This is a genomic window from Maribacter sp. BPC-D8 (assembly GCF_035207705.1).
Classification (GTDB): Bacteria; Bacteroidota; Bacteroidia; order Flavobacteriales; family Flavobacteriaceae; genus Maribacter.
In genome coordinates this window covers 3,456,661-3,482,291 of sequence record NZ_CP128187.1, presented here as the reverse complement: position 1 = coordinate 3,482,291, position 25,631 = coordinate 3,456,661, and the positions used below count along the sequence as shown (strand labels likewise).

19 protein-coding genes are annotated in these 25,631 nt (G+C 35.9%); 6 read left to right on the top strand and 13 right to left on the bottom strand.

What is annotated here, in order from left to right; translation table 11 throughout:
• Positions 1 to 11: 11 nt before the first annotated feature.
• The 3 genes from hemE to hemA form a co-directional block, all read right to left on the bottom strand.
• The gene (gene hemE, locus QSV08_RS15235) at positions 12 to 1,043 is read right to left on the bottom strand and encodes a uroporphyrinogen decarboxylase (protein ID WP_324024543.1); all 1,032 of its coding nucleotides are present in this window, start codon (positions 1,041 to 1,043) and stop codon (positions 12 to 14) included.
• A gap of 149 nt (positions 1,044 to 1,192) precedes the next feature.
• Positions 1,193 to 2,773: a hydroxymethylbilane synthase gene (gene hemC / locus QSV08_RS15230; protein ID WP_324024541.1), complete on the bottom strand. Its 1,581-nt coding sequence runs from the start codon at positions 2,771 to 2,773 to the stop codon at positions 1,193 to 1,195.
• Positions 2,770 to 4,026 (bottom strand): glutamyl-tRNA reductase, encoded by a 1,257-nt coding sequence (hemA, locus tag QSV08_RS15225; protein WP_324024539.1) that lies wholly within the window; start codon positions 4,024 to 4,026, stop codon positions 2,770 to 2,772. The genes hemC and hemA overlap by 4 nt, the downstream gene beginning before the upstream one ends.
• Positions 4,027 to 4,218: 192 nt before the next feature.
• Here hemA and QSV08_RS15220 point away from each other — a divergent pair, with 192 nt between their 5' ends.
• Positions 4,219 to 5,109, top strand: a complete 891-nt coding sequence (locus tag QSV08_RS15220) for an AraC family transcriptional regulator (RefSeq protein WP_324024538.1) — start codon at positions 4,219 to 4,221, stop codon at positions 5,107 to 5,109.
• A gap of 4 nt (positions 5,110 to 5,113) precedes the next feature.
• On the opposite strand, the gene QSV08_RS15215 is transcribed toward QSV08_RS15220, so the two are convergent.
• The 9 genes from QSV08_RS15215 to QSV08_RS15175 all read right to left on the bottom strand — a co-directional run bounded on the left by QSV08_RS15215 (position 5,114) and on the right by QSV08_RS15175 (position 14,648).
• Positions 5,114 to 5,956, bottom strand: a complete 843-nt coding sequence (locus QSV08_RS15215) for an N-acetylmuramoyl-L-alanine amidase-like domain-containing protein (RefSeq protein WP_324024535.1) — start codon at positions 5,954 to 5,956, stop codon at positions 5,114 to 5,116.
• A gap of 16 nt (positions 5,957 to 5,972) precedes the next feature.
• Positions 5,973 to 6,800, bottom strand: coding sequence for an ATP-binding cassette domain-containing protein (locus tag QSV08_RS15210; protein ID WP_324024534.1), 828 nt, complete (start codon positions 6,798 to 6,800; stop codon positions 5,973 to 5,975).
• Between the two features lie 4 nt (positions 6,801 to 6,804).
• Positions 6,805 to 7,575, bottom strand: coding sequence for an ABC transporter permease (locus tag QSV08_RS15205; RefSeq protein ID WP_324024533.1), 771 nt, complete (start codon positions 7,573 to 7,575; stop codon positions 6,805 to 6,807).
• Positions 7,576 to 7,680: 105 nt separating this feature from the next.
• Entirely contained in the window at positions 7,681 to 9,495 is a 1,815-nt protein-coding gene (locus QSV08_RS15200; protein ID WP_324024532.1) for an OmpA family protein, read from the bottom strand.
• 26 nt (positions 9,496 to 9,521) lie between these two features.
• Positions 9,522 to 10,643, bottom strand: coding sequence for a hypothetical protein (locus QSV08_RS15195; protein ID WP_324024531.1), 1,122 nt, complete (start codon positions 10,641 to 10,643; stop codon positions 9,522 to 9,524).
• A 9-nt stretch (positions 10,644 to 10,652) separates the two neighbouring features.
• Positions 10,653 to 11,339: a hypothetical protein gene (locus QSV08_RS15190; protein ID WP_324024529.1), complete on the bottom strand. Its 687-nt coding sequence runs from the start codon at positions 11,337 to 11,339 to the stop codon at positions 10,653 to 10,655.
• Positions 11,340 to 11,506: 167 nt separating this feature from the next.
• Entirely contained in the window at positions 11,507 to 12,007 is a 501-nt protein-coding gene (locus tag QSV08_RS15185) for a hypothetical protein (protein ID WP_324024527.1), read from the bottom strand.
• Between the two features lie 16 nt (positions 12,008 to 12,023).
• Positions 12,024 to 13,493 carry an AAA family ATPase gene (locus QSV08_RS15180; RefSeq protein WP_324024526.1) on the bottom strand — a complete coding sequence of 490 codons (1,470 nt, stop codon included), beginning with the start codon at positions 13,491 to 13,493 and terminating at the stop codon, positions 12,024 to 12,026.
• Between the two features lie 84 nt (positions 13,494 to 13,577).
• Positions 13,578 to 14,648: a mechanosensitive ion channel family protein gene (locus QSV08_RS15175; protein ID WP_324024525.1), complete on the bottom strand. Its 1,071-nt coding sequence runs from the start codon at positions 14,646 to 14,648 to the stop codon at positions 13,578 to 13,580.
• Positions 14,649 to 14,824: 176 nt separating this feature from the next.
• Between QSV08_RS15175 and hemH the strand changes: the two genes are divergently transcribed.
• The 3 genes from hemH (at position 14,825) to QSV08_RS15160 (ending at position 17,549) form a co-directional block, all read left to right on the top strand.
• On the top strand, positions 14,825 to 15,868 hold the full coding sequence (gene hemH, locus QSV08_RS15170) for a ferrochelatase (RefSeq protein WP_324024523.1): 1,044 nt from the start codon (positions 14,825 to 14,827) through the stop codon (positions 15,866 to 15,868).
• 94 nt (positions 15,869 to 15,962) lie between these two features.
• A complete protein-coding gene (locus QSV08_RS15165; protein ID WP_324024521.1) occupies positions 15,963 to 17,339 on the top strand; it encodes an MATE family efflux transporter in 1,377 nt (458 codons plus the stop codon).
• Between the two features lie 69 nt (positions 17,340 to 17,408).
• Positions 17,409 to 17,549 carry a hypothetical protein gene (locus tag QSV08_RS15160; RefSeq protein ID WP_324024519.1) on the top strand — a complete coding sequence of 47 codons (141 nt, stop codon included), beginning with the start codon at positions 17,409 to 17,411 and terminating at the stop codon, positions 17,547 to 17,549.
• Here QSV08_RS15160 and QSV08_RS15155 read toward each other — a convergent pair.
• Positions 17,546 to 18,850: an alpha/beta hydrolase family protein gene (locus QSV08_RS15155; RefSeq protein ID WP_324024517.1), complete on the bottom strand. Its 1,305-nt coding sequence runs from the start codon at positions 18,848 to 18,850 to the stop codon at positions 17,546 to 17,548. The genes QSV08_RS15160 and QSV08_RS15155 overlap by 4 nt on opposite strands.
• A 274-nt stretch (positions 18,851 to 19,124) precedes the next feature.
• On the opposite strand from QSV08_RS15155, the gene QSV08_RS15150 reads away from it, so the two are divergent.
• Both QSV08_RS15150 and QSV08_RS15145 read left to right on the top strand, forming a co-directional pair.
• A complete protein-coding gene (locus QSV08_RS15150) occupies positions 19,125 to 22,268 on the top strand; it encodes a WD40/YVTN/BNR-like repeat-containing protein (RefSeq protein WP_416382013.1) in 3,144 nt (1,047 codons plus the stop codon).
• Positions 22,269 to 22,397: 129 nt separating this feature from the next.
• Entirely contained in the window at positions 22,398 to 25,523 is a 3,126-nt protein-coding gene (locus QSV08_RS15145; RefSeq protein ID WP_324024515.1) for a VPS10 domain-containing protein, read from the top strand.
• Positions 25,524 to 25,631: the final 108 nt, after the last annotated feature.

Sequence of the window (25,631 nt, the reverse complement as noted above, 5' to 3'; positions counted from 1 at the left end):
ACCTGTTAGGGTTAGTCTTGCTTGTATTCTTTTACTGCATCAATAAACGCCTTGGCATTTTCTACAGGTATGTTAGGTAGAATACCGTGACCTAAATTAACCACGTAGCTATCTTTGCCAAATTCATTGATCATTTGGTGTACCATCTTCTTGATTTCAGAAGGTGGAGACAACAAACGCGATGGGTCAAAGTTACCTTGTAGTGTAATTTTTCCACCACTTAAATAACGTGCATTTCTAGCAGAACAGGTCCAGTCTACACCTAATGCCGCAGCACCAGATTTTGCCATATCACCTAAAGCAAACCAACATCCTTTTCCAAAAACGATAACCGGAGCTTCATCTTTTAAAGCATCGATAATTTGCTGAATGTATTGCCATGAGAATTCTTGATAATCGGTAGGCGATAACATGCCGCCCCAAGAATCAAATACTTGTACCGCATCAACACCTGCAGCAACTTTTGCTTTAAGGTATGCAATGGTTGTATCTGTAATTTTCTGAAGTAATTCGTGTGCAACAACGGGTTGCGTAAAGCATAATTCTTTAGCCTTATCAAACGTTTTACTTCCTTGACCTTGTACACAGTAGCATAAAATCGTCCAAGGGGAACCTGCAAAACCGATCAACGGAACTTCGTCGTTCAGTTTTTCTTTAGTTGCTTTTATAGCTTCCATTACGTAACCTAATGTTTCGTGAACATCTGGTACAATAACACTGTCTAAATCTTTTTGATTACGAATCGGGTTCGGTAAATACGGGCCAAAATTTGGCTTCATTTCCACATGAATATTCATTGCCTGTGGGATCACCAAAATATCACTGAATAATATAGCGGCATCCATTCCGTATCTACGAATAGGTTGAACCGTAATTTCTGATGCCAATTCTGGAGTCTGACATCTGGTAAAGAAGTCATATTTTTCTTTGATGGCCATAAATTCAGGTAAATATCTACCTGCCTGACGCATCATCCACACTGGTGGTCTTTCTACCGTTTCACCTTTTAAGGCTTTTAGAAATAAGTCGTTTTTTAAGCTCATAGTTTATGTTGTTCGTCATTGCGAGGAGCCTTTTCGCTCCGAAGCAATCTGTTTGTTTGGTGTTCCTAAGAAACAGATTGTTTCGCTATGCTCGCAAAGACGTTAATTTTTATTTTTTTAGCCAACAGCCAACAGCCAACAGCCAAAAGCTAATCTAGATAATCTCCATTCACCAACTCAATAACACTTTCTACAGTAGGTATTTTGGCAACTTTAACTTCTTTGAAATGTTCTCTAGCTACTTTTGCAGTGGTTTCGCCAATACAATAGGCTACTCTGTCTGTAGAATTCTCTTTTAAATAGCTTTCTACGTTCGATGGACTAAAGAACATGATCCCTTTTGCGCTTGCTGGTATAGCTTTACCTGAAAGTCTAGTTCGGTAAGCTTCTATTGCGTTTACCTCAATATTATTTTCTGCTAAAATACTTGGTAGTACATCTAAACTTAGATCACCATGAAAATAGGTGACTTCACTACCATCAATAAACTCTACTAAATGCTTCGCTAAATCTTTTGCATTATTTTCATAATGTGTCACTTTACCGAAAGTGTTTTTTATTAATCTACGTGTTTTTCTGCCAACACAATAGATATTTTCAAAGTCTAACTCAGCAACATCTCTACTTGCCAATACTGCTTCTACCGCATTTTTACTGGTAAAAACAACATTTTTATGTGGCTGTTTCAAGATAATAGGAGAAATACGATTCGGATTAATTTTTATAAAATCATCTGAATCGGCATTAACCGATATGTTTAGCATTAATTGTTGTGGTGGAGTCAATTTCTTGGTAGAAAATATGTTGACTTCTAATCCGGCATTTGCCAGTTCGGTCATTAATCGTTTACCACCTCTCGCTAAAATACTTTTAGCACAGTCGATACCCAAATTTTGATGCTTACCAAGTGGTGCGGTTAATTCTGCTTCCAGTTTTTTACTACCGTCAACATTCAATAATACACCTTTTAGGGTAACAATATTTTCTTTGTTGATATATGATAATGCTCCGATCGGTGCACTACAACCACCTTCTAATTCTCTAAGAAATTCTCTTTCAAGAGTAACACAGGTATCCGTTTCTTCGTGATTTAGCTGTGCACAAGCTTCACGAATATCTTCGTCATCTTCCATCGCAACTACCATAATAGCACCTTGTGCAGGGGCTGGTAACATCCAGGTAAGTCCGATTGTGTTTTCTGGTTCTAAACCGATACGTTCTAGACCAACAGCGGCGAAAATTGCACCGTTCCAGTCATTTTCGTATAGTTTTTCTAAGCGTCTATTTACATTTCCTCTTAAATCGACAACCGTATGTGTTGGATATCTATTTAACCATTGCGCTTGTCTACGTAAGCTACCAGTGGCAATAACGGCATCACGAGAACCTAAAAACTCCTCATTATCATTAAATGCCATAATGTCCATGTAATTACCACGCTTTAAAACCGCAGCTTTTACAATACCTTCTGGTAAGGCAGTAGGTACATCTTTCATAGAATGTACGGCAATATCGATATCACCATTGATCATGGCAACATCTAATGTTTTGGTAAACACTCCCGTAATTCCTAATTCATATAGGGGTTTATCTAAAATTAGGTCTCCTGTAGATTTTACAGGAACTAATTTTACTTTATAACCTAATGCTTGAAGTTGACTTTTAACGGTTTTCGCTTGCCATAGCGCTAATTCACTATCGCGTGTTCCTAATCGTATTACTTTACTCATTGTTCGTCCAATTCTAATTGAAATACTTTTTGGATAAATTCTAAACTTGAATTGGAATCTACCGTGTCATCTTTTAGATGATTTGCAAATTGTTTGGTTATTTTTTGAATGATGCGATTGGTAACTATATCTGCTTGGTGCGAATTAAAATCGACCGTTTTTTTAGATTGATAGTCTAACTCTTCGTCCTTAATAGTTTTCAATTTCTGCTTTAGCGCCTTAATTACTGGGGCAAATTTTCTAGTTTCTAACCATTGGTTAAAATCATTTTTCACCTCTTCGTTTATAGCCTCTGCATCTGGTATAAATTGCTTTCTACGCTCTAAAGTTTCATCGGTCATTTGAGATAAATGATCTAAATGAATTACGGTAACATTATCCATTTCTGAAATAGAATCATCGACGTTCTTTGGAACGGAAAGATCTAATATCAATAATGGTTTGTTCGTATAGATTAATTCTTTGGTAATCGTAGGTTTTTGTGCACCTGTTGCAACTACTAAAATATCTGAAGTTCTTATTTCTGATTGTAAATCGCCATAATCTTTAACCTTAAGGTTGAACTTGCCTGCAATTTGCTCAGCTTTATCTTTAGTTCTATTGATTAGGGTGATATGCGGATTTTTAGTGTGCTTTATTAAATTTTCGCACGTATTACGACCAATTTTTCCGGTTCCGAATAAAAGAATATTCTTGTCGGTAACATTTTCAACATTACGCATAATGTATTGTACAGATGCGAATGCTACAGATGTTGCGCCAGATGAAATTTCAGTTTCATTCTTTATGCGCTTGCTCGCTTGTATAATACTATTGCAAAGTCTTTCGATAAACGGATTGGCAATACCCAATTCTTTAGAACGCTTAAAACTTTGCTTTAATTGACTGATGATTTCAAAATCGCCAAGTATCTGGCTATCTAATCCTGTACCTACTCTGAATAGGTGATTGATAGCTTCTTTATTTTTGTACACATATGCTACTTCCTGAAAAGCCTCAACGGTTCCGTTAGAATGGTCGCATAATAATTTAATTAGTTGAAATGGGTGTTGCGCAAAGCCATGTAACTCTGTTCGGTTACATGTTGATGTTGCCAATAACCCATCAATGCCCTGTTCTTTAGCTTGTATTAAAAGTGACTTTACAGCCACTTCGTCTAAACTAAATTTACCACGAGCCTCAGCATCAGCCTTTTTGTAGTTAAGACCAATGGTGTAAAATGAGTTATGTTTAGAAATGTGATAGTCTTTCATAAAGCGGATACAAAAATATGAGCATCCACTCAATAAAAACAACGCTAGCGGTACAATTAGTATCGTCTGCCGAATTTTTAGTCAAAATATGATAAATATCAGTTTATTAGCCATAATTTTATGATGGTTTGAATGAATACGGACTGTTTTATTTAGATGCTTTCTAAATAGATATAAAATTGATTTTATAAAATGGAGGTAAAAAGTAACGCTCAAGGGTCATACGACGAAGTTTTAATTGAAGACGGATTTTACATACTCAAATTTCAGAATGAAGAGGATACTATGGTGCAGTACACCCGTGAAATCAATAAACGATTTATTCAGATTCATTTTTGTTTAAAGGGTAGTGGTAGCTATAACTTTAATCAGGGTAATTATAGTTTAGATGTCAAAGAAGAGAATTCTTTGTTGCTATATAACACACAGTTAGACTTGCCGTTGAATTTAAGTCTTAGCCCAAAATCATCGCTGGTTTCTGTAGTAATGACCTTGCGAAAGTTTCATTCTTTATTTACTGCAGAGGCAGATTATATTCCGTTTTTAAGTTCAGATAATAAAGAGAAGAAGTATTATTCTCAAGAACCATTTTCACCTTCGATAGCAGTTATCTTGAGTCAGATCGTGAACTATAATCTACATCCTTCTATAAAATCACTTTATGTAAAAGGTAAAATTTACGAATTAATAGCCTTGTATTTTAATAGAAGCCCCAATGCAGATATAGAACAATGCCCTTATTTAGCAGATGAGGAAAATGTAAAAAAGATTAAAAAAGCTAAAGAACTTATTCTAGCGAATATGGCAGAGCCACCAACATTGGCTGAGCTGTCAAGTGAAATTGGTTTGAGTTTAAAACGCCTAAAAGAAGGGTTTAAGCAAATTTATGGTGATTCGGTCTACAGCTTTTTATTTGACCATAAGATGGAGTATGCCAAGCGTCTTTTAGAAACCGGTCAGTATAATGTCAATGAAATCGGACTCAAAGTAGGGTATAGTACCTCTAGTCACTTCATAGCTGCCTTTAAGAAGAAGTATAATACCACACCTAAAAAATACCTATTGGCGTTAGCGGGTAGTTAGAAAGTTATAGTGGTCTTGCAACCATAATACCTGTGTTGCTTTTTATGCCTTTTAAATATGCTGCGAGCGGTTTTTTAGAAACTTCAACTTGCATAGATCCGGTCGATGCATGTAGTAAGTGAATTCTACCATCTTTTTCGCGCGTAGCGATACCGGTATGGGTAACATCTAATCCGTTTATAGAAGTAGCAAGTGCTATAATGTCCCCAGATTGAATAAGATGCTCATTCTTGGCAATTTCGTCTTGTGCCAATACACATATAGCCTGATTGTTTAAATAGTTTTCAGAAGCTTTGATCTTTGAGAAATTAGCATCATCCGACAAAAACGGATATAGATCTCGGTGCGTGCTCATAAAATCAATATCTTTTGTGATTTCTGTACCACCAATTTCACCAGTTATATCTTTTAGAAGTCCTTTGTCTGCATTGTTGGCAATCCATTCAGAAAAGTAATGTAAACGCGATGCGTAACCTTCTAGTTCGCCATCTTTGTATCTAATAATCTCTAGGTTTTTAACGAATGCATCAAATGACAGATTATCTTGTCTCAACAACTTAGAAAAGTCTAATACATTCTCAACGAATGTGGTACAGTCTAAACCATGTAGGTTAACGACCAATGTTTCGGTATCACCAATCTCTAGTGTTTTGGCAACATACGGCGTTTTCATAAACGTTTTACCAACGCTCACCATAGTTTCGCCGAAATCACCATTATACATTCCGTCAATTTCAGCTAGTTTGCTCTCAACGGCTGCTTTGTCTTTTGGTGAGCAGGTGATTTGTTGCGCTAATATGCTGTTAGTAGCTAAAAGGAAAAAGAGTATTAAAGAGAAATATTTCATAACATGGATTAATACACTAAGAACTTAGCATGCTGTTTTTAACTTGTTTTACCACTTCAATATGATCAAGTCCGAAATCTTTCCAAGCGAGTTCCATTTCTTTCATATCAAAATGTTTTACTATAGTGCCGTAATCCATTTTTTTGCCCTCAATTGTAGGGTATCCTATGACATAAATACTATCTGCCAATTCTACGGCTAACTCTATGTCGTGCGTTGAATAAATGATTGTATTGAATTCATGAGAAGAGGTAATTAGATTAAAAGCCTTTTTTACATCTTCAATGTTTCCGATATCTAAACCCGAAAAAGGTTCGTCTAAAACCATATAATGACCAGAACAGAAAATTTGCTCAATTACTGCAGTTCGTTGTCTTTGGCCACCAGACAATTCATTAGGGTATTTGTCTTTTTCATTTTCTAGTCCCCACTCTTTTAAATACGTCATTATCTGTTTATGCTTTTGCTCTTTCGGCATATTTTTCTTGCGTAGTGCAAACAGCAATGATTGATAAACAGTCTTATTTCGAAACAAGGTATACTTTTGGTCTACAAAGCCTATATCACCTTCGTTTACTTCTTTGGCATCGTTTTCAGTACCTGTGTTGGTATCTGCAATAAGTACTTTGCCTGATGTGGGTTTAACTAAACCGGTAAGCGCTTTAAATAATGTAGACTTACCTCGCCCAGAACGACCAACAATAGCGATTACTTGACCCGTAACTTTGCCCTCACGAACGACATCTTTTTCAGTAAGGTTAATATCTTTTATAATTGTCTTATCACCGTATGCAACACTTAAGTCTTCTACGTATAATAAGGTATTTTGCATATCGTACGCCATGGTATTATATTTTAGAATATCTGAAAAATGCTTTTCTTAGGTAGTTTAAAATGAAGTCAATAAAAAGACCTACTGCGAGTATAACAATTTGTAATGCTATAATTCTACCGTGATTCATAAACTTGTCTGAGTTTTTGATCAAAAACCCTAGACCTCCAGCTGCTACAAGAATCGATTCTACGGTAACTAACATCATCCATACTATAGCAAGATTTTGTCTAATTACATCAATTACATAATCTATGCGGCCTTTTACAACAACCTCCCAAAGAACTTCCCAACGGCTACAACCTAATGATCTTGCGTGGTCAAATTCTTCTTGCGGAATTGCATTTAACATACTTAACAACGAAGTCGTTAAATAGGTGCTCATAAAAACGACCAGAACCCATATTTGCATAGATCTGGCATCGCTTATAAGAATGGCTAGGTAAAATGTAATACCTGTTAAAGGAAGGTATCTTAGTTTGCTAATGGTAATGGCAACAGGCTTAAGAATAGGCACAGTAGATAAATAACTGATAACTAAAGAAATTACAATAGCAATAGCAATTGCTGAAAAGCAAAGTAATAACGAGCTGCCGATATGTACGACTAGCCCTTCGTTATATAATTCAGTAAAACCTTGCAAAACCTGTTGTGGAGACGGAAATAAGTGTCGATCTCCCATGCTTGAAAGAAACCAAATACCAAATACCAGTGCTACCCAACCTACAGCAATTAATAGCCTTGGTTTCTTGCCAATATTTTCAAAAGGAATAAATAAATTCTTCATTTGATTTATGATAAACTAGTTCTATAAAAAAGAACCGTCCCAAAAAGGAAAAAATCAATGTTCTTCACATTCTTGGGACGGTCATTAAATCTTAATAAGCGAATGTTATTTTAATAATTCTATAACAACACGTCTGTTTTTAGCTCTACCACTATTGCTAGTGTTTGCAGCTACAGGTTCATCTTCCCCTTTACCAATAACGGTTTGGAAACGAGATTGTGGAATTCCTCTACCTCTTAAGAAGGTAACAACAGCTTGTGCACGTCTTTGAGATAAATCGTAGTTTGCTTCAGCAGAACCAGTATCATCTGTATGACCTTCTAATTTTAATTTCGTGTCTTCTGCCTGTACCAATAAGTTATAGATGCTTTCTAAAGTGCTTGCAGATGAAGCAGAGATATTTGCACTGCCAGTATCAAAACTAATATTCCACTCACCAGAAGCTAAAACTTCAGTTGCTTCTTTCGTGTAATCGGCTTTATAAGCTGTACCCGACTCAATATCGTTGATGTTTTTAATGAAATACAGATTAACTGCTTCATCATAAGGTACAATTCGTTTTACAGATTCATTAAACCCAAAAGGATTCAACTCTAATAAATAGCTAGATACTTGGTTGTAAACTGCTTTGTATCTATTTGTACCATCTGTAATACCATAATACTGCATTACATCAGAATAGTTAAATACTCTAGATCCACCCATGTTATAGTCAATACCATTCTTGCTGCCTTTTTGACCTTTAAACATATCGTACCAGTATTTTGGTGTTTCTAAGTCATAAGTTTCAGCAACAGCTTCTGAAGCTCTTACTTGCCACTCGTCATATTGCTTCATTTGATTAGAAGCAGTAAGTGCAGATTTCAAAATATTACTTACAATTTTCGGATGCGCAACTGACCATTCTTTAACTGCAATAACAGTAGTAGCCATTTGGTTGTTGAATTCTTTAGTTGACGCGATATCAGTAAATCCGCTCAAGGCATCAAAAACCATTTTATCACCAGGTGTCCAAGTAGCACAACCATCGATTTTTTTGTTGATAGTCTTACCAGTAAGTTTTCCGTTTTTAACTTCTTTCAAAGGAACGGTCCAACCAGATTTTTGAGATTTAATCAACTCTTCTGCAGACTTGATATAATCATCATCTTGAGAAGGATAAAAGTTTACCGCTTCTGGATCATACGTATTAGAATCAGGATTCACTTTAAGTCCGTTTGCAAAAGCATAGTTCAATGCAGTAACCCAGTCACCATCACCTAAAACAGTAGATATTAAAGCACCTTTCATGCTTTTAGGATCAACCTTCCAGCTTGGTGGGCCAATTAATTTATCTTCACCATAGCTAATACCTACAGCACCTACTACTTGTACATGATACTTGTCTTTTCCAAACTTATCATCTAATGCTTGTTGCATTGTACTGATATAGAAAGGAGCACCATCACCCATCATTATGATAGCAAATGCACTTTTGTCAGCATCAGGAAATTCTTCACCTCGGTCGTATTCTTCAACAAATTTCATTTGCATGTTACGAAGCTCAGAAAGCCAATCTTGACGAATTATTTCAAGGTTAACTCCGTTTTGTTCCATTAAAGAACCTTTTGTTGTTTTTGGTCCTCCGTTAGCTACGATGATACCCGATTGTGCGTTCCATGCATATGCTGCAATTCGCACTAAAGGTTGATCTTCTACAGCACTAGATTCACTTTTAGATGGTAATTCCATCTTAGCAGAAGTAATAACATTGTTAACTTCTTTTTTATCAACATTAATGCCTTCTAGTACTTTGGCTTCACCAACTCTTAAGCCAGGAGCAAAGTAGTATACTGCACCTAAAATACCGCCTAATAGTATAACAGCGATAATAAGTTCTGATAGCGTAGTAAGTTTTTTAATCCTTAAAATTTTACCCATTTTTAATTGTATTTATATAGTTATGATTAGTCAAACATTTTTCCAAAACCACCGCTTTCTTGCTTGTCTTCAGTAGTTAATTTGTAATTCGGGTTGTTGTATTTACCTGAATCTGGAACATAATCTTTACCCGTTTTAATTTTATCGGCTAAAGTATCAAGTTGCGAATATAGTTCATCGCTATCAACATCGTATTTGCTGGTTAGCATATCAATGTCAGATAGGTTTTCTTGAGTTCTGGCAATATCCATAGCAATGGTCTCTGTAATAACGTCTAAAGCGTATTCTAGTTCCCAATCTTTTGTAAAATGCATTGCAGATTTTGCGCCTTCAGTAGCTTCTTTTGCAGATTTTGCGAAAGCATACTCTTTTTCTAACATTTGAATAGTAACTTCAAAATCAGATATTTTAATATCAATAGCAGTGCCGGCCAAAGTTAACTTACGGTCTAGTTTACCCATAACATGTGCTCTACTGCCATATTTCTGAATAAAACTTTTACTCTGCTCTAGCTGGTGCGTTACGCGTTGCGATTCTGATAACTTTTTTGCTAAACTACTATGTAACTCAACATATTCATCAGTGTCTTTGCCTGCCGACCCGCGCTCTCCTACTATACGCTCCATTTCAGTTTTTAACTTCTGGGCTTGTTTTTGTAGAGAAACTACTCTGGACTGATATTCTTTTGACTCTTTTTCAGCTTTATAAGACTCCGCTTCCATATTGCTTTTTAGAGCCTTTATCTTTGCTTTAGATTCTTTAAAAACCTTTCGGTTTTTTAGCATCTTTACTTTTTGCTCCTGTAATTCTCCAAAAGGGTCATAACGTATTAAAGATTTATGAATGCTTCTTGTTGCTCTTCTTAATCCTTTAAGAATAATGGGTAGCATCATAATAAAAAATATGACAAAAACTGCTACGCCGGCTAACGCAATGATCTGCCCAAGTGCTGTAAATAGCGGAGGTAGTATATATACCCAAGCACCGTAGCCAAGTGCTGCAAATAAAGCGATTTTTAAAGCTGCATTTAAGCCTTTTTCTCCATTACGCCAATTATTTGGGTTTAATGAAATCTCACCCTTTTCATCATCGAAATGTTTTAAAATCGGTAAATCGAGAATGTGACTTTTTGATTCTGCTGTGTTCATTCTATTCTGTTATAGATTGTTTTTTATTCCTTCAATTACTACATTGATTGTATCAAGAATTTTGGTTCTTGCCAAATTGTTAGCCACGATTTTTTGTTCTACATCTGAAATGTCTTTTATCAAATCAGAATCAATCGATTGTAATTGATTTTTTTTGTTGCTTAACTGTATCTGTAATTCAGAAATTTTATTATCTAATTCTGAAATTTCAGAAGTTAGACTTTCTTTTTTACTCTTTAAACCATTCTGGATAGTGGTTTTTTTAGATTGCCCTTTACCGTGATATTGCTGATGAACTTTGTCTATTTCTTGAATATAAAAGTTAGACTGTTCTAAAAGAGACTCTTTCGAAACATTCGCATCGATACCTTTAGCCATAGAAAAGGCCATTTGGTAAACAGAAGAATCATTCTTGCCTACTGACTTTATTGCTTTGAAAAATTCGTAAAAGTCGTATCCGGGTTTGTTTAAAGAGTCAAAACCAGATTCATACATTTCAACTACTTTGCCCAGTATTGAGTTGTCTACAGCCGTTTGTGTTCTAGGTTTGGGTGGGTATTTATTTTTTGGTTTGGGATTAGAATCCGATGGAAAGGAAATTGTTTTCTCTTCTTCTTCAGGAATTATTTCTTTCTCTATTGATGAATTTTCATCATTTACAAAAAGTGCTTTCCAATTAAATTTTTCTTTTGCCATTAAAACGGGTTTGGTTGATAAAATCTTTCCCTTACAAGAAATGTAGGTCTAAATTTATGTATTTTTTAGTAATTATAGTCTTTCAATAACGTTTGGTACTTTGCTAACGCTAAATAGTTGTTACTATTATATGTAGCCTCAAATGAATTTTTGTTACAATTAGCCTGTTATTTACTCAATTTGGACCATGCTATTTTTAGAATAATAAATAAAACGGCAAAAACTACAAGTACTTGGGTAAAGCCGCCTAAAATTATAACTCCGAAATAAGTTCGCTGAAGTACAAAAATCAACATGAATACTATAGAAATTAATATAATAAGGCTCGATAGTTTACCAAAACCAGGTAGCTGAGACATTTTTACTTTTCTACTTAAAATAAATAAGGTGATAATCATTGCTACTATTGGTAAAAAGTGAGCAACGATATTTACATTTAGTATACTGGCACCTAAAAATAATATACTATAAAGAATGAGTAAAATTGCCAAAACACCAGGGATGGTAACACCATAAACCAAAACTGACATTACATATTTAACATTTGAAATGTTAGTTCTATTTACTAGTACATTTGATAGTAAGGCAACTATAATTATTACTGCAAAATAAGCGATAGCGAAAATATGGTTGTTACCAAACCAATCAATTAGGTCTTGTGTGGTCATTTTTTTTATTTAATTATCAATCATTAAAAACAAGGATGTCTTTTACCGTTTTTAAAATTTCAGGAACGTCTGGTTCAGTTATGGTTATTAAAATATTTTCGGTAATCGAATCAAGAAGCACAATTCTATTTGCTTGTTGTTCAATTATTTTTTCAAAAAGATTACGCATGGTACGGGCATTACCAAACCCACGATGTTTCTTTTCATATACTCTGGTAATAATTTCTGAAATTTTATCTTCTGCATCTTCTGTAAGTTTAAAATCGGCTTTGTTAGCGATTAATTTGAAGATTTCTAATAATGTTTCAGGTTTGTAATGTTCGAAGGTAAAATATCTATTAAATCGAGATTGTAAACCAGGGTTCGATTGAATGAAGGTTTCCATTTCGTCGGGATAACCCGCGACTACTACAACTAGATTCTCTCTTAAATCTTCCATTCGTTTTAAGAGTACTTCGATTGCTTCTGAGCCAAAATCATTTAATCCTCCAGAAGTTAGGGAATATGCTTCGTCTATAAATAGAACGCCATCGGTAGCGGCGCTTATAATTTCATCAGTTTTAATTGCAGTTTGCCCAACATAACCAGCGACCAAACCTGATCGATCAGTTTCCACTAAATGACCTCTTTTTAAATATCCTAAATGCTTGAAAATTCTACCTAACATTCGAGCAATGGTCGTTTTTCCTGTTCCAGGAGGTCCCATAAATACGGTGTGTAAGGAGTTTTGACTTACTTTTAGTCCGTTCTCTTTACGTAACTTTTGTACTTTTAAAAAGTTGGTTAAATTCTCGACATTTTCTTTAATAGCCTCAAGTCCGATAAGCTCATGTAGCTCGGTCATCACCTTTTCTAATGTGTCATCGATTGGCACATCTTCATATTTTGAATTCGCTATATGTAGTTTAGGGTTGTTTATTTTATTTGAAATAGTAGCGAGTACATCTTTTTCTTCTTTAGAAACTTTACCGTCTGATTGAGCCATTAATAATGCCATTCTATTTAAAAACGATGCAATATTTAGAAACTCATTACTGTTTATTTTTTTTAATATTATACTTGAAGAAAATTCTTCGTTAATGTCATTTATAGGTTGAAAAAAAGAAATATTTTCAATTACCTCAATATTTTTATCGAAGAGTTTAGATGAGGGTAGCTGCTGAAGAATCTTAGAATTATAATTCTCAGAAAGATCTTTTCCTTGTAGCTTTTCATAGATGTAAATTAATATGAATTTGCTAGTTAATGAGGTGTTCTCGTTGGTAGAAGCAAAGAAGTGGTATATTTTTAGAAGGTCAAATAATATAATATTTTGAGCAGTGTAGTCAATATTATGGTATTCTTTATGAGTGATCGATTTTACACCTGGTCTAAATTTTGTATTTCTATTTAAAGCCTTACAGGAGTTTAAAATTTTATTTCCTTCTATTTTTAAAGTGTCAATTAATTGAGGTGTTATTGTTGTAGGGTTGGTATGGTTATTCACGGAATAATGATTAATTAAATATGAATTTAGTACTTAAAAACGTAAGTGTTTTATTTTTTTGAAATTACAGAAGGTGCGGCTAAATTATGAATTGTTATTCTCTTCTGTAGATTTTTCAAGTAAAACCCTATTTCTCGCAATGCTCTCTGGGTAGTTCTGTTGTAAAAATGTAATCAGTTTTTCACGAACAAGTACACGTAAATCCCAAGCGGTAGGGGAATCTTTTGCGCTCATAAGAGCTCTTATTTCAACACAGTTTTGCTTACTCTCTGTTACTTGTAGTACGTTTACTTCTTTGTCCCAAAGATCTGTATTTTCTAAGATTTTGGTCAATTCTTCTCGCAAAGCATCAAAAGACACGTTGTAATCGGTATAGAGAAACACAGTCCCTAAAATATCAGATGAAGTCTTGGTCCAGTTTTGAAAGGGTTTTTCAATGAAATAGGGCGTGGGTACAATCAACCTTCTTTTGTCCCAGATTTTCACTACCACGTAGGTCAATGTTATTTCTTCAATACGACCCCATTCTCCTTCAACAATAACTACATCATCTATTTTAATCGGTTGCGCAATGGCAATTTGAATACCTGCCAATACAGTACCAATCATTTTTTGTGCAGAGAAACCGATAATGATACCCGCTACACCTGCCGATGCAAAAATACTTACACCCAATTCTCGTATACTTTCAAAGCTCATTAATACCGCGCCTGCTGCTAATATGATTATGGTAATCATAAATATGCGCTCTAGAATATTGAACTGCGTGTATATTTGACGTGCTTTTAAATTGTTTTTGACATTGACGTCATAGTTTTTGACGACTATACTTTTTGCTATTTTCAATAAATTAAGCAGTAGCCAGGTTACAGAGATGATAAATAGAATAGTACTCGCTTTTTTAAACCAATATTCATGATGTTCTACTTGAAATAGCGTACGTAAAGATTGTGAGCGAATTAATATTGAAAGGAATATAAATAAAATGGGTCGACTAATTTTTCTAAACGCTCCATTGGGCAATAGATATTTTGGATCCTTGCCATATTTTTTAATAAAGTATGAAACAATCCAATATGCAATAAGAACACCTAAGGTAGTAGCTAGAAATAAGTATAGGGCACTTTTAGGAACAGTATCAAAAAAAGTATTCATTGTAAAAGTGTTATAGTTTTTGACGAATTACAACTTACTAAAATTAAACAGTACTAAAAATTAATTGGTCAGTTATTAGATTGCTTTATGAGAGTATAGAAAAACTATTGCCAAAAATTAAAATATCATCGATTTGCATGTGTTATTTTTGCAATCAAATAATAAACACATACGCTATGAAAGGTATATTATTGGTCAATTTGGGTTCTCCAGAAAGTCCTACAGCAAAAGATGTTAAGCCCTATTTAGATGAATTTTTAATGGATGAGCGTGTAATTGACGCTCCTAAATGGTTAAGAACTATTCTGGTAAGAGGAATAATTTTGCAGACTAGACCAAAGAAATCTGCCCAAGCGTATGCTAAAATATGGTGGGAAGAAGGTTCTCCGTTAGTGGTTATATCAGAGCGTTTCTCTAATAAATTAAAAACACAGACCGAAATGCCAGTGGCTTTAGGTATGCGTTATGGCACCATGTCTATTAAAAAGGCAATGCAAGAATTAAAAGATAAAGGTGTTGACGATGTACTTTTAGTTCCGTTATATCCACATTATGCGATGTCTAGTTTTGAAACGGTAGTTGTAAAAGTGTTAGAAGAGCAAAAAGAAGGCTTTCCTGAAATGAAAATTACGACGCTACCCGCTTTTTATAAGCATCCGGAGTTTATTAAAGCGCTTTCAGAAAGTATAAAAGACGGACTAGAAGGTTTTGACTACGACCATATTTTGTTTTCATATCACGGTATTCCTGAGCGTCATATTCGTAAAAGTGACCCTACCAGTTTTCATTGTAAAATTGATGGCACATGTTGTAACGTAAATTCTGTTGCGCATAATACATGTTACAGACACCAAGTTTATGATACTACAGAAATGGTAAAAGCATATTTAGGATTAAAAGAAGAGCAAGTGAGTTCTTCATTTCAATCACGTTTAGCTGGTGACCCATGGTTGAAGCCTTATACTGATTTTGAATTTGAGCGCTTAGCAAAAGAAGGCAAGAAAAAGTTAGCCGTTATAACACCTGCATTTGTAAGTGATTGTTTAGAAACATTGGAAGAAATTGCAATGGAAGGTAAAGAGCAGTTTATGGAAGCTGGTGGTGTTGAATACAAGCATATTCCATGTATGAACGATAATGACACTTGGGTGAAGGTAATGGCGAAGTGGGTTAATGATTGGCAAACTACTGATAAGTTAGATGTAGCACCAAGCACATAAAGCGTATTGTTTAAAGTAGTTTATTAGTCTCATAAAACGCTTAGATATTTTGCTTTTTGAAGTGAAGTAGAATTAAATAAATAAAATTTAAAAGATGGCAAACGTTTCCGCAGAACAACTGGGCACGGATTCTATATCAAGTTTGCTTATAAAACAAGCGCTACCTGCCAGTATAGGCATACTGGTAATGTCGTTGAATGTTCTGGTAGATTCCATTTTTGTGGGTAATTGGATCGGTTCTATTGCCATTGCCGCAATTAATGTTGTGCTGCCAATTTCCTTTTTTATTGGTGCTTTAGGTATGGCAATTGGTATTGGCGGTGCGAGTATTATTTCGCGTGCATTAGGTGCTAATAATAAAGAAAAGGCACTGCGAACTTTTGGTAATCAAATTTCGTTTACCATACTGATTACTGTCATTATGGTGGCAGTAGGGCTAACTTTCGTAGATACCCTAATACCAGCTTTTGGTGGTAAAGGTTCTATTTTCGAGCTCGCTAAAATCTACTATGTAATTGTATTGTATGGTGTGCCGTTTTTAGCACTTAACATGATGGGTAACACTGTAATTAGAGCAGAAGGCAAGCCTAAGTTTGCCATGATAGCGATGATTATTCCGTCAATTGGTAATCTGGTCTTAGATTATCTATTTATTAATGTATTGGACTACGGAATGGAAGGTGCCGCTTGGGCAACTACAATAAGTTACTTTTTGTGTTTCAGTTATATCTTATACTTTTTTCTTTCTAAGAATTCAGAATTAAAACTGAATGCACAGTATTTCAGAATCGACTTTTCGATTATTAAGGAAATTAGTTCTTTAGGGTTTGTAACCTTATCTAGACAAGCAGTAGTAAGCGTCATTTATTTACTGATGAACAATATTCTTTTTGATTTAGGAGGTGAAGCTATGGTAGCTGTTTACGCCATAATAGGCAGAATGTTGATGTTTGCCCTTTTTCCTGTATTTGGTGTTACACAAGGCTTTTTACCTATTGCAGGATTTAATTACGGTGCGGGAAAGTATGATAGGGTAAAAGAATCTATATATACTGCCATAAAATATGCTGCTATATTAGCGACGGTAGTTTTCACGGGACTCATGATTTTTCCGGCAGATATTGCGGGACTCTTTTTAAGTAATAAACCAGATATGACTGCGCTAGAACTTGCTACGAATGCCTTTGTTCTAGAAAACACTCCGTCAGCCATGCGTTGGGTGTTTGCAGCAACACCGATCATTGCACTACAACTTATTGGTGCCGCTTACTTTCAAGCAATTGGTAAGGCTGTACCAGCTTTGTTATTAACCTTATGCCGACAAGGCTTTTTCTTTATTCCTTTAATCTTAATACTACCTAATTACCTTGGTGAATTAGGCGTGTGGATTTCCTTCCCCATTGCAGATGTACTTGCAACTATTGTTACTGGGTATTACTTGAGAAAAGAGATCAATAAGAATTTGGTTTAATCTTTCTAAAAACCAAACCTCAAAAAACATTTTCCGTAAGTAGCTTTAGAAACACTAAAGAATACTGTTATGAATTTTATTTTATCACAATTAATTGCCGTTGCTATATTTCTATTAGCATGGAAACTTAAAGAATTGATAAACAATCAAAACACCTATATAAAACTACTTAAGGAAAATGCTGTAAAAGTATCTAAGGTTAAATATTAGTTGGCTGGTTGTGCATGTAATAACTCCATTCCGGTAGACGATCTAGGTTTAAAACCTGTCCAGTCTTTTTCATTTGAATTTTCTTGTACATCTAAAAATTGAGCGTTGTCTTGGTTTTTAAGATGCTTGCCTATAAATGCAGTTACAAAGTGCTGATTTATGTTGTTTATTTTACGTTGATCCCATGATGGCTCTGCATATCTATAATACTCATCAATATGTAAACCTGGAGCCAATGCTTCTGCAGGCGGTGGGTTAGGAGCAACATTATGTCTTGCGTTTTGGTACGTCAGTATATATCTATCTGCATTTACTGCACCGTCGTAAATTGCTTTAATACCTTTTTCATATCCTGAAATATCATCTTGGCTTCCGGCAACAAAGAAAGTGGGAGTTTTTAATCCTTTTAATCCTTCTGCATCCCAAACACCACGTTCCATTCCCCATGGTGCAAAAGCTACGATGGCTTTAATTCTAGAATCAGCCATTTTTTGGTATTCTGCATTACCTGCTGTATTTACCGATATTGCAGAACTACCACCGGTCATACCAGTAAAAAATTGACCTAAGCCTGCGCTATATCCGGCTCCGCCAACATTTAATACTCCGTAGCCTCCCATAGAATATCCTATAATAGCGGTGTTGTTCGCATCTACTAATCCTTCGATTTTATTCTTAGAACCTTTGGCGCCTAATTTTTCCATTTCATTAATTACGAAACGAATATCTTTTGGTCTGTTTAAAAGTGTACTTTGAAATGCGTTGGCATCTTTAAATGTAGAATCTGTATGGTCGATCGCCGCAACAATGTATCCCTTAGACGCTAAATTCTCTGTTAAGTATGTCATTAAAAAACGTGATCCTACATAGCCGTGAGATACTACCACCAAAGGGAATTTGTTCCCTTTTAGTGCTTCTGCATCTCTATAAGCTCTTCCTTTAAAAGTAAACGGTGTTAATGGTCTTAGCGAATCTCCTCTGGTGCCCATTACTTCATCATAAACTACCGTTTTTGCATCAGCACTTACACTTGCAGGGTACCAAACCTCAATAGTAATTGGTCTATCATAAGTTGGGTCTTTGCCTTCTTTTGAGTTTAAAATATCAACTTGATTTGGGTTCACTAAGTTTACTGTTTGTACGCCGACTTTATATTCGCCTCTAGCACTTAATTCAGGTGCATCGGGCATTTGGTCTCCGTATAAAAAATCTTGGGTTTGGGCATTTATTGAGTTAATAGCCAATCCGTTAAAAAGAATGGCAATTAGCGATGCCGAAAATAATAGCGTTCTAAATTTCATAATTGTTAGTTTGTTGGCTAAAATATATGAATACTTTAAATAATTAGCACTTTCTGTTGAATATGTTGAACAAGTATTTTTCTAAAGGATGCTACTCTTGCTTGTTCTTTAATACATAGAATTATCGACCACTACTGAGAATTAAATATTGAAATGTATAACTGGTTCTCAATTTGATAATTATGCTTGTTTAGAAATGCTAATAAAATCTTAAAATCAACATTTAGACAACAAAATGTTTAATTTTAGAGAAGACTAACATCAAACTATCAAAATGAAAAAGCACCTTACCAATGCTGGCATTCTTATGCTGGTATGTTTTCTATTGCCATTATCGTTACTTTCTCAGAGAAGAAGTAAATCTCAAAGTACATCACCAACCTACCCAGAAGAATTATACTCTAGTTTAGAGTATCGTTCTATAGGTCCATATCGTGGTGGCCGTTCTGCCGCAGTAACAGGTGTGCCTGGTGAGCCAAATTTATTTTATTTCGGCGCAGCTGGTGGTGGAGTTTGGAAAACTTTGGATGGCGGACGAACGTGGGATAATATATCTGACGGATATTTCGGCGGAAGTATTGGTGCTGTTGAGGTAGCGAAAAGCGATCCAAATGTAATATACGTTGGTGGTGGTGAAAAGACTCTAAGAGGTAACGTGTCTTCTGGTTACGGAGTTTGGAAAACCGAAGATGGAGGTAAAACATGGATTTCTGCTGGATTAAAGAACAGTAGACATGTACCAAGACTTCGCGTGCATCCTACAGATTATAATACGGTTTACGCTGCCGTACTTGGTGATATTTATAAGCCAACTAAAGACCGTGGTATTTATAAAAGTACAGACGGTGGTAAGAATTGGAAGCAGGTTTTGTTTGTAAATGAACAAGCAGGTGCTGTTGATTTAACTTTTGATCCCAACAATCCAAGAATTTTATATGCTTCTACATGGCATGCACAACGTACGCCTTACAGCTTAATTAGTGGTGGTGATGGTTCTGCACTTTGGAAGAGTATGGACAGCGGTGAAACCTGGACGGAGATTTCGAAAAATGAAGGTTTTCCTAAAGATACTTTAGGTATTATCGGTGTTGCCGTTTCTCCTAAAAACTCTGAAAAGGTTTGGGCAATAGTAGAGAATAAAGAAAAGGGTGGTTTATATAGTTCAGAAGATGGTGGTAAAACATGGTCTTTGGTAAATAAAGAACGTAAAATTCGCCAACGTGCTTGGTATTATACTAGAGTTTATGCCGATACACAAGATGAAGATATAGTATATGTGCTAAACGTAAATTATCATAAGTCAACCGATGGCGGTAAGTCATTCAATACCTTCAACGCGCCACATGGTGATCATCACGATTTATGGATTTCTCCAGAAGATTCGCAACGTATGATTATTGGTGATGATGGTGGTGCCCAAATTTCATATGATGGTGGCGAAACTTGGAGTACCTATTATAATCAACCTACGGCTCAATTTTATAGAGTAACTACAGATAACTCTTTCCCGTACAGAATATACGTGGCACAACAAGATAATTCTACATTACGTATTGACCACAGAAGTGATGAAAATAGTATTGGTGATGGTAATTGGGAAGAAACTGCGGGTGGTGAATCTGCGTGGATTGCTGTTGATCCTAAAGACAATGATATAGTTTACGGTGGTAGTTATGACGGATTCTTAACTCGAGTTAATCACAAGAAGAAAACGGTAAGGGGTATAAATGTTTGGCCAGACAACCCAATGGGTGCTGGTGCAGAAGCAATGAAATATCGCTTTCAATGGAATTTCCCTATTCTTTTCAGTAGACATAATCCGAAGAAATTATACACATTTTCTAACTACGTGCATGTTACCGAAAATGAAGGGCAAAGCTGGAAAGTTTTAAGTGGAGATTTAACGAGAAACGACCCAACAAAATTAGGTTCTAGTGGCGGACCAATAACGCAAGATAATACGAGTGTTGAGTACTACTGTACCATTTTTACGGCAAATGAAAGTCCGCTGAAAGAAGGTATTCTTTGGGTAGGTAGTGATGACGGATTAATACATGTTTCTAAAGATTCTGGTGCTACTTGGGACAATGTTACACCTTCGAATATGCCAGAGTGGAATATGATAAACAGTATCGAGCCTTCTAATTTTGACGAGGGTACATGCTATGTAGCTGCTACGAGATATAAGTTAGGCGATTTTCAACCATACTTATACAAAACAACTGATTACGGTAAAACGTGGACAAAAATAACGAACGGTATTCCTTCAGAACATTTTACGAGAGTCGTTCGTGAAGACCCTAAAAAGAAAGGTTTATTATACGCAGGTACAGAAACAGGTATGTATGTTTCTTTTAATGATGGTGCCAGTTGGTCTCCTTTTCAAATGAATTTACCAATTGTACCTATAACTGATTTAACCATTAAAGATGATAATTTAATTGTAGCTACTCAAGGTCGTAGCCTGTGGATTATCGATGACTTAACAGTACTTCATCAATTAGATGAAAGTAAAAAGAACTCGAATACTGTTTTGTTCAAACCAAAAGACTCGTACCGCACAAAAGGTAGAGCATCCAAAAAACCTTCTAAAACTGCAGGTCAGAATTTAGAGAATGGTGTAATTACTCATTTTCTAATGAAAAACTATACTGAGAAAGACACGGTTCAGTTAACGTATACGAGTATGGCTGGCGATACACTGGCAAATTATAGTACTGCTGCTAAGAAAAAAGACAAGAAGTTAGAAGTGAAGAAAGGCGGTAATACTTTTGTTTGGGATACTCGTGGTAAAGGAGCTGAGAAACTAGAAGGAATGATTTTCTGGTGGGCTAGTTTTGACGGTGCTAAAGCGGTACCTGGTAATTATAAAGTTCACCTAAATGTGAATGGTTCTAATAGCAGCGAAACATTTACCATTTTACCAGATCCAAGAGCAGAAAGTTCGGTAGCTCAAATGCAAGAGCAGTTCGATTTTATTACCGATATAAATACGACTATTGAGAATGCGCATCAATCTATTAAGAAGATTAGAAATGTTTCTAAGCAACTGAATTCGTTTACTGAGCAGTATAAAGATGATGACAGAACTAAAGATTTGGTCGAAAAGGCAAAAGCCATGAAAGACAAACTTGGCGAAGTAGAAAAAGCATTGTACCAAACTCAGAACAGAAGTGGTCAAGATCCGTTGAATTTCCCTATTAAATTGACCAATAAATTGGGTCATTTAAATAGTTTGGTTTCCATTGGTGATTTCCCGCCAACAGAGCAAGATGTTGCTGTGAAGAACGAATTGACGACTAAAATTAATAAGGAACTTGAAATTTTTAATAACGTAATATCATCAGAGCTTCAAGAATTTAATAAAGGTTTTAACGAGCTTAAATTAAATTACTTGTTCATTGATGAAAGTAAGTAAATAAATAAATTTTTGTCATTACTAAATGTCACATTGAGCGCAGTCGAAATGCCTTGGTTCTATAACTCTTGGTTCTCGACTGCACTCATATTTTGAATAAAGACCAAAACAATATCCAAACAAACTATCATGAAAAAACAATTACTCTTGTTTATGGCGGTGCTTGCAACCACCATAACTTTTGCGCAGACAGCCAATGATTATTTTAATCCTTTAAAATTTAGAAATATTGGTCCGTTTAGAGGTGGGCGTTCGGTAACTGCTACGGGAGTTATTGGTGATCCCATGACCTATTATATGGGTACGACTGGTGGCGGAGTGTGGAAAACAGAATCTGCAGGGCAACGTTGGGAGAATATTTCTGATGGCTTTTTTGAATTGGGCTCAGTTGGCGCAGTTTCTGTATCGGCATCTAACCCAAACATCGTTTATGTAGGTATGGGCGAACACGCTCCACGTGGGGTAATGACATCTTACGGAGACGGAGTATATAAATCTACCGATGCTGGTAAAACTTGGAAGAAAGTAGGACTTGAAAAAACCCAACATATTTCTCGTATTATCATCCATCCTACAAATCCTGATATTGTTTATGTTGCTGCACAGGGAGCTCTTTTTGAAGGCAATGCCGAACGTGGTATCTATAAATCAATTGATGGTGGTAAAACTTGGAAAAACACCTTGTTTGTAAACAATTTAACGGGTGCTTCTGAACTTTCTATGGATGCTAGTTATCCTGAAATTATGTATGCTGCCATGTGGGAACATCAACGTAAGCCGAATATGGTGGTTAGTGGTGGTGTTGGTAGCGGATTATACAAATCTACTGATGCAGGAGATACTTGGAAAAAAATTCATGAAGGGCTACCAGAGGAGAAAGGAAAAATGGCGATAGCTGTTAGTCCGTCGAATTCCAACAAAGTTTATGCGCTTATTGAAAGTGATTCAGATGCCGATAAAGGTGGATTGTTTGTTTCTAACGATGCTGGTGATTCTTGGACCATGGTTAGTGGTGATAACAGGTTGGTGCAACGTGCGTGGTATTATATTGAGGTTTTTGTAGATCCTAATGATGAAGATACGGTGTATGTTTTAAGTGCTCCGGCTTTACGTTCTGAAGATGGTGGAAAAACATGGGAAAATGTTGAGGTTGCCCATGGCGATACACACGATTTATGGATCAACCCTAACAATTCTAAAAATATGGTTTTAGCAGATGATGGTGGTGCATCTGTATCTTTTGATTATGCTAAAACATGGTCTACACAAAGTAATATGCCTACTGCACAGTTTTATAGAATTAGTGTAGATAACTTATTTCCATATAATATTTATGGCGGTCAACAAGATAATAGGTCTGTTAAAATCGCTAGTCTTTCTGCGGGTAGCCGAAGTATTACTACTAGAGATTGGACCGATTCTGCAGGTGGTGAAAGTGCTTTTTTAGCTTTTGACCCAGACAACCCAAGGTATGTAATGGGTGGTCAATATTTGGGTACGGTTGAGGTAATGGATATGGAGTCGAAAGCAGCAACTCAAATCATGGAAGCACCAATTCAATATTTAGGTCGCGAGGCAAGAGATATGAAATACTTGTTTAATTGGAACGCGCCGATTATAGCTTCTACACATGAGTTGGGTACGTTTTATCACGGAGCGCAATATGTTTTTAGAACTCGTGATATGGGTGTTACTTGGGATAAAATTTCTGATGATCTTACTCGAGATATCGATGCAAAACAAGGCAATGGTGGTGGACCATATACGAACGAAGCTGTTGGTGCTGAGAATTATGGTACGCTAGCGTATATTTTAGAATCTCCGCATGAAAAAGGATACATCTGGACAGGTAGTGATGACGGATTAGTACACTTAACTAAAAACGGTGGCGAAACTTGGGAAAATGTAACGCCTAAAGGATTAAAAGAATGTTTGATTAATGCAATTGAGGTTTCTCCGCATGATCCAGCAACTGCTTATATCGCTACAACACGTTATAAGTTTAATGATTATACGCCTGGTTTTTACAAAACAATCGATTACGGTAAAACGTGGACAGCAATCAACTCCGGAATTCCTTATGGTGCTTTTACTCGTGTAGTTCGTGAAGACGAGTTTAAGAAAGACTTGCTATACGCAGGTACGGAGAAAGGAATCTATGCATCATGGAATGGTGGTAAATCTTGGGAGCCTTTTCAATTGAATTTACCGAAAACACCTATTACAGATTTAAAACTGCATAAAGGTGATATGGTAGTTGCTACTTCTGGTCGTTCTTTCTGGATTCTTGATGATGTTGTAGCTCTTGGGCAGTATCAGCCTTCTAAAACGGGACTTCAAATTTTGAAGCCTAAAGATGCCTACAATGGTTCTTGGGGAAGTCCGTTGAGTGGTAATTCTGATAAATTTACAGGTAGCGATACTTTTGAAGGTATTAACCCTGCAAACGGAGTGGTGTTGTACTATGAGCTTCCTAAATTAAAAGATAGTACGGCTATTGCTTTAGAAATTTTAGATGCTAAAGGGAAGGTGATTAGAACAATTAGTTCAGAAAAAGACCCAACCTACAAGCCACATAATGGCGGTAGTGCGCCACCAGCACCAGTGTTGAGTAAGAAGACAGGGTTGAACCGTTTTGTATGGGATATGAAAAATGCGATAATGCCAGGTATACCAGGTGTGTATATTGAAGCAGGTTTTAGCGGACATAAAGTCTCTCCGGGTACGTATACTTTTAAATTAAAGGTTGATGGACAAACAGTTTCTACTACAGGTACAATTAATGAAGTGCCTACCTATGAAACAAAACCTGGTCAGTACGAAGAATATGATGCTTTTATGACGACTGCAGAAGCAGAGTTGACCGAAATGCATAATATGATCAATCAATTATATGCTGCTCAAAATGATTTAGCCGAAGTGTTGAAAAAGGTAACAGATCCTACTGCGAAAGCTGCTGGTGAAAAACTATTGACAGACATGAAAGCATGGGATGGTGATATGGTACAGCGTAAATCGCAAGCGTATGATGATGTAGAGAATTTCCCTAACAAGTTTTCTGCAGAATATATATTTATGATTAACCAGACGAATAGTGGTATTCCAAGATTGAACAAGGGGAGTAAAGACCGTAAGACTGAATTAGACGCACAATGGACCGGTTTAAAAGCCAAAGGCAACCAATTCATCAATATAGCTATACCTGCATATAATAAAACGTTATGGGACGCTGGAGTTGGTGCGATAAGATTATAAGATAAGTTCTATCCGCTTTTGCTAACTTTGGGCTTAGTTTAGGACTGGAATTTAGAAAAGAGAGTTGAGAAAAGAGAACTGAGAGATTAGTTTTGCACTTGAAATTGT